We start from the raw sequence: 6,355 nt of genomic DNA, 5'->3' as shown, positions 1-6,355 counted from the left end.
CATTAGCTCAATTGGCAGAGCAGCTGACTCTTAATCAGCGGGTTCGGGGTTCGAGTCCCTGATGGCGCACCACACGTTTGGACCCTCCACCTCATCGAGGTGCAGCCGAAACACAAAACGCCCGGATTCTGCCGAATCCGGGCGCTTTGCTTGGTGTTTCAGCTGACGAGCTTCTTCACCGTCAGGGCCAGTGCCAACACTCCGACACCGATCAGCGGGAACTTCACCGCCGGTTTGTTCAGTGTCGCGAGGAGGCCGTTCTTCGCGTCATCGGCCAGCCGTTGCGGGTTCGCACGAACCGCCAGGTTGTCCAGCGTCGCGGCGAGTTCCTCGCGAGCACGGGCGATGTCACGTTCGATGCTGTCGGTGTCCCGTGCCACGTGTCCTCCATCTGGGTCGAATCGAAAGAATGATCTTTCAGCGGGTTGTGACCCCCACGGTAGTTCAGAACGGTCGCGACACCTGCCGTCGCACCCCGATCGCCTCGACTACCGTGACTCCGGTGACCACCACCAAGCGACTCGAGCCCGGCGACCGGGCACCTGCGTTCACCCTCCCCGACGCCGACGGCAACCCGGTGTCGTTGAGCGACTACGCGGGCAAGCAGGTCATCGTCTACTTCTACCCGGCCGCGTCGACACCGGGCTGCACCAAGCAGGCCTGCGACTTCCGCGACAACCTGGCCGAGCTCGACGGCGCGGGTATCGCGGTCCTCGGCGTGTCGCCGGACAAGCCCGCGAAGCTGGCGAAGTTCCGCGACGCAGAGGGCCTCACCTTCCCGCTGCTGTCGGACCCCGAGAAGACCGTGCTCGCGCAGTGGGCCGCGTACGGCGAGAAGACGATGTACGGCAAGACGGTCACCGGCGTCATCCGATCGACCTTCCTCGTCGACACCGACGGCACCATCGCCGTCGCGCAGTACAACGTGCGGGCGACCGGACACGTCGCGAAACTCCGTCGCGATCTCTCGGTCTGATCCGACCCGTCTACGTCGATGGCAGCCACGAGCGACACCCAGCGCGGCGCGCACGCACGTCGCCTGTCGTCGCCCGAACCGCTGGTGCCCCGCAAACGGCCCACCCAGGAACGCAGCCGCCGCAAGTTCGACGCCATGCTCACCGAGGCGCGGGAGCTGCTCATCGAGGTCGGGTTCGAGTCACTGACGTGTGAGGAGATCGCCGCCCGTGCCGACGTACCCATCGGCACGCTCTATCAGTACTTCGCCAACAAGTACGTCATCGTCTGCGAACTCGACCGGCAGGACGCGGCGGGCGTGCAGAACGCCGTGGCCGCGTTCGGCGCCGAGATCCCGTCGCTGGACTGGCCGCGACTGCTCGAGAAGTTCATCGACCACCTCGCACGGTTGTGGCAGGACGATCCGTCCCGGCGGGCGGTGTGGCTCGCCGTCCAGTCGACGCCTGCGACCCGGGCCACCGCCACGGTGCACGAGCGCGCACTGGCCGAGCAGGTCGCACGGATCATCGCGCCACTCACCCCGAGTCAACGTCCGCGCCGGGCGATGATGTCGGAGGTGTTGGTGCACACCGTCTATTCGCTGCTCAGCTTCTCCGTCCAGGAGGGGCAGAACCATCCCGAGACCGTCGCCGAGCTCAAGCGCATGATGGGCGGCTACCTCATGCTCGAGGACACCGACCACCTCGGCGCACACTGACTCAGCTCTGTGCCGGCGCGTCCTCGAGGATCGCGACCGCGGCCGCGATGGCTCCGTCGTGGGTCAGCGATATGTGCACGGTGGTGTCGCGCAGATGTTCACCGATCTCCCCGGCCAACCGGATCGCCGGTCGACCCCAGGTGTCGGTGACGACCTCGATGTCGCTGTGACGGATCAGCGGCAGTGCCGGTGAGCGGGCGAACCTGCTCACCGACCACGCCTTGATGACCGCTTCTTTCGCCGCCCACCGGCCCGCGAGATGCCGTGCGTCCTCGGCGGTTCCCGACGCCGCGTCCCGCCGCTCGCCCACGGTGAAGCGCTGCGCGAACGACGTTCCCGGCACCTTGAGCTGATCGGCGAACTCGGGGATCGACACGACGTCGATACCCACACCGATCACGCTCACGTGGCCGAGACCGAGGCGTCGGCCGACACGGCGGGGTAGCTGCCCGCACCGTCGAGACGCGCGGCCGGATCGAGGAGCAACGCGGCCTCACGCTCGGTGTCGGTGGTGGCATCGCCGAGACGACGGTTCGGCGGGCGCTGATACAGCGGCGCTCCCCCGCACATCGCCTCGAGCATCCGCTGGTTGCCCAGACGCGCACGGGCGGCGGCAGCCTTCCGATACGTCTCCCGTGCGGCCGGATCGAGAGCCTGCACAAAGGCTTCCGGGTGCACGACCGCGATCAGACCCGACACGTGGCCGAAACCGAGGCTGGTCAGCAGTCCCGCCTTGAGCGGGAACCGCGATCCCAGTCGCAGGGGCTCGGTGACCCACACCAGGTGCTCGTGGTCGGCCATCACCTCGTCGACGCAGTCCAGACTCCGGTTGGGCGGGATGACCCCGTCGCGCAGCATCTGGCACAGGCCGATCAGCTGGAACGCCGCCGCACCACCCTTGGAGTGCCCGGTCAGCGACTTCTGCGAGACGACGAACAGCGGTGCTCCGTCGTTGCGCCCCAGCGCGCCGGCGAGACGCTCGTGCAGATCGGCCTCGTTGGGGTCGTTGGCCTTGGTCGAGGTGTCGTGCTTGGAGACCACCGCGACGTCGTCGGCGCTGACGCCCAGGGCGGACAGCGACCGTGCGAGACCGGAATCCTGCTTGCCGCGTGCCGCGCCCAGCGCACCGATACCCGGTGCGGGGATCGAGGTGTGGACCCCGTCGCCGAAGCTCTGCGCCCAGGCGACGACGCCGAGAACCGGCAACCCCATCTCGGCGGCCACGTCACCACGGGCCAGCAGTACGGTTCCGCCGCCCTGCGACTCGACGAACCCGCCGCGACGGCGATCGTTGGCGCGGGAGAACCGGCGCGGGTCGATCCCGCGGGCGGCCATCTTCGCCGAGTCCGCGGTGGCCGACATGTCGCCGAAGCCCACGATCCCCTCGATGCCGAGGTCGTCGAAACCGCCGGCCACCGCGAACAGCGCCTTGCCCAGCTTGATCTTGTCGACGCCCTCCTCCACGGAGACCGCGGCGGTGGCGCAGGCCGCGACCGGGTGGATCATCGCGCCGTAGCTGCCGATGTAGGACTGCACCACGTGCGCGGCGATGACGTTCGGCAGCGCCTCCTGCAGGATGTCGTTCGCCTTGGACTCGCCGAGCAGCGTGTCGATGTAGAGCGAGCGCATCGACTCCATGCCACCCATGCCGGTCCCCTGGGTGTTGGCCACCAGCCCGGGGTGCACCCAGCGCATCAGTTCCGACGGCTCGAAGCCCGACGACAGGAACGCGTCCACCGTGGCGACGAGGTTCCACAGCCCGACCCGGTCGACGGACTCGGCCATGTCGGCCGAGATCCCCCAGCGGGTGGGGTCGAAGCCGGTCGGGATCTGCCCGCCGACGGTGCGGGTGAGCTCGAAGCGACGCGGAACGCGGATCTCGGTGCCCGCACGTCGGGTCACCTTCCACTCGCCGGTCTCGGCGTCGGCGACGACGCGCGTCTTCTCCGGGTTCGCCGCGGCGAACGCGCGGGCCTCGTCCTCCGAGCCCACCGAGAACGACAGGTCCTCGTCGAGGAAGACCGACTGCAGCAGCGGGGCCGAGTTGTCGATCATGGCGCCGGCGTCGTCGTAGCGGCGGATGCCGCAGCGTTCGACGACCGCGTCGTGATAGCGATCGGCGATGTCGCTCTCGGCGACCGGGTCACCGGACTCGGCGTCGTACCACCCCGGCTTCGGGGTCTCCTCCCAGACGATCAGACCCGTGTTCCAGGCCAGCTCGAGAACACCTGCGGCCGACAGACTCTCGTCCACCTCCATCTCGAAGCGGGTGCGTGCACTGCCGTAGGGCCCCAGTTCACCGGTGCCCACGATGACCACGAGATCCTCGGGCGCGACGTCGATCGTGGGCCAGGACGGCACGGTCGTCGCGGCCGGACGTGCCGGGAACGGCAGTGCCGCAACCGTTGCCTGCGCGGCCGAGTCGTCGACGTCGGTCGTGGCGGTGTCGGCCGCGACCGCGGCGAGCGCCTTGAGATCGAGGGTCGCCGGGTCGAGTCCCGCCGTGAAGTCGGCATCGACCGGCCGGGTGCGGGCATCGGCACGCATCTGTGCCGTGCACAGCCCGAGCAGTTCGTCGGCCATCTCCTCGGTGGTCCAGGTCCGGACTCCTGCGGCCTCCACGGCGGCGACCATGCCGTCGTTGTGGCCCATGAGACCGGTTCCGCGGACCCAGCCGATCAGGGCGTGCGCCAGGGTGACCGTGCTGTTCCACGAGTCCTCGGCACCCCACCGGGTCACGAGTGCGTCGAGGGCGGCCTTGCTCTCGCCGTAGGCGCCGTCACCGCCGAACATGCCGCGGTTGGGCGACCCGGGCAGAACCACGTGCAGTCGCGCCTCGAGATCGTGGTCGGCCGCGATGGATCCGAGGCCGGCGATCAGTCGTTCGACCGACCACAGCAGGACCTTCATCTCCAGCTCGGCGCGACCGCCGGCGTCGGTGAGGTCGCCTGCGACCCGCGGGGCGGCGAACGGGAACAGCAGGGTCGGCTTGAGGGCCGGCTTCACGACGCCGGTGGTGCCACCGAGGTTCTCGGTCTGCTCGCCCCCGATCCACTCGACGAGATCGTCGACGTCGGTGTAGGAGCTCATGTTCGCCGAGGCGAGCCAGAGCGACGCACCGGCGCGGGCGTTCTCGCGGTAGAGCTTCTTGAAGAACGCGATCCGGGTGTCGTCGAGTCGCGAGCTGGTCGCGATGACCGTGGCGCCGCCGGCGAGCAGACGTCCGACCACCGCTGCCGCGATGGACCCGGCACTGGCACCGGTGACCACGGCGATCTCGGACTCCCAGATCCCGCGGGCGGGATCCTGCGCCGCGTGGGCGATGGCCTCGTAGGTCCGTGCGTGCACCGGGTGGCCTGCGGCCAGAGCCTTGCCCTGCCACCAGGTCGCATGGTGGGCGACGGTGTCGCCCGCTCCGGCGAAGCGCGGGGCGACGTGGTCGAAGCGATCGTGCAGGTCGTGCTCGTCCTCCACCCAGATCCGAGCGAGATCCTCACGGGCGGTGGCCCACCGGTCGTCGACGAGGACGGTACGTCGCTCGTCGAACGCCGGGGCCACGGTACGGAACCAGTCGGCTCCGAGTTCGGCGCTGACGCGGTCCACCACGGCCTGGGTGTCGTCGGACTCCTCCGCGGCGATGCCTGCGACCTCGTCGTCGAGACCCAGCTTGGTCAGGATGACCCGGGCGGCGCTGGCGAGCGCACCGGTCCGGCCGGTGAACTGCTCGGTCAGCTCACCGAGTGCGGCCACGTCCACGGTTCCACCGGAGGCACCCTCGGCCGCCGGCTTCGACACCGCGACACCACGCTCGGCGCCGACCGCGGAGACCGCGGCGTCGATCAGGGCGTCGAGCCCGTCGGCATTGCCGACCGGGGCACTCAGCAGTCCGCCGAGGTCTCCCCCGCGCACGCTTACCCCCTCGCGGCTGCCCAGGGCGACGGCGACGGTGGTGTGCAGGACCCAGCCCGGGCCGAGCTGCCACACCGACGACAGCCGGTCACCGATGTAGGACGGTCGCTTGTTGACCGGACCGAACACCTTGCGGATCTGGTCGTTGATCGCGTCGGTCAGCACCGCGCCGAACGGCTTGTAGCCGCGGGCGAGACTGTTGACCGTCGATGCCAGCGCCGCCATGTCGGCCTCGGCGGCGCCGTCGATGGCGCCGAGTCCGAGTTCGCCGCCGATGTCGAGCAGCAACTGGTTACGACGTGAGGAGACACCGTCGCACAGTGCCTCGATGGTGTCGGCGGTACCGATCTGGTCGGTGCGCATCTTGGTCCACAGTGCGATCACCGACCGCACGGCGTCGGCCGGGGAGAACGCGAGATCGTCGGGTCGCGGACCGCCCGCGGGTGCGGCGGCGACCGCGGGGGCCGGTGCCGGTGTCGCGGCGACGGGCTCGGCGGCCGGTGTGTCGGTCGTCGCGGTGTCCTCCGGCTCGTCGACCTCGACGTCGGCATCCTGCGCCAGGACGACCAGACTGTCGCGTTCGAGGTTGAGCACCTGCACGGCCGAGCGTGCGTAGCCGTCGAGCTTCAGGGTGTTGGTCGCGAGACCGGACAGCGTCGGTGCCGACTTCACTCCGATCTCGACGAAGCGCTCGATGCCGATGCCACCGAGATCCGGTGTGGCGAAGAGCAGTTCCTGGGTCTCGATCCAGCGAACCGGGCTGGCGAACTGCCA

5 protein-coding genes are annotated in these 6,355 nt (G+C 69.4%); 2 read left to right on the top strand and 3 right to left on the bottom strand.

Features of this window, described 5'->3' with window-relative positions; genetic code table 11:
• Positions 1 to 158: 158 nt before the first annotated feature.
• On the bottom strand, positions 159 to 380 hold the full coding sequence (locus tag JHC79_RS22225; protein ID WP_188491868.1) for a DUF3618 domain-containing protein: 222 nt from the start codon (positions 378 to 380) through the stop codon (positions 159 to 161).
• Between the two features lie 122 nt (positions 381 to 502).
• On the opposite strand from JHC79_RS22225, the gene bcp reads away from it, so the two are divergent.
• Both bcp and JHC79_RS22215 read left to right on the top strand, forming a co-directional pair.
• Positions 503 to 976, top strand: a complete 474-nt coding sequence (gene bcp / locus JHC79_RS22220) for a thioredoxin-dependent thiol peroxidase (protein ID WP_296394992.1) — start codon at positions 503 to 505, stop codon at positions 974 to 976.
• Between the two features lie 18 nt (positions 977 to 994).
• A complete protein-coding gene (locus JHC79_RS22215; protein WP_296394989.1) occupies positions 995 to 1,672 on the top strand; it encodes a TetR/AcrR family transcriptional regulator in 678 nt (225 codons plus the stop codon).
• Position 1,673: 1 nt separating this feature from the next.
• Here JHC79_RS22215 and JHC79_RS22210 read toward each other — a convergent pair whose 3' ends face one another.
• Together JHC79_RS22210 and JHC79_RS22205 are read right to left on the bottom strand one after the other, a co-directional pair.
• A complete protein-coding gene (locus JHC79_RS22210) occupies positions 1,674 to 2,078 on the bottom strand; it encodes a holo-ACP synthase (protein ID WP_296394986.1) in 405 nt (134 codons plus the stop codon).
• Positions 2,075 to 6,355: beta-ketoacyl synthase N-terminal-like domain-containing protein (locus JHC79_RS22205; protein WP_296394984.1), on the bottom strand; the 4,281-nt coding region annotated here is incomplete at its 5' end. The genes JHC79_RS22210 and JHC79_RS22205, both read right to left, overlap by 4 nt.

The sequence above is a fragment of the Williamsia sp. genome (genome assembly GCF_016462415.1).
Lineage (GTDB): Bacteria > Actinomycetota > Actinomycetes > Mycobacteriales > Mycobacteriaceae > Williamsia_A.
The sequence above is the reverse complement of the archived record's forward strand: the minus strand, read 5'-3'. Positions and strand labels throughout refer to the sequence as shown.

Coding starts and splice junctions, on each gene's coding strand:
- JHC79_RS22215 (WP_296394989.1), top strand. CDS start 995: ATGGCAGCCACGAGCGACACCCAGCGCGGCGCGCACGCACGTCGCCTG.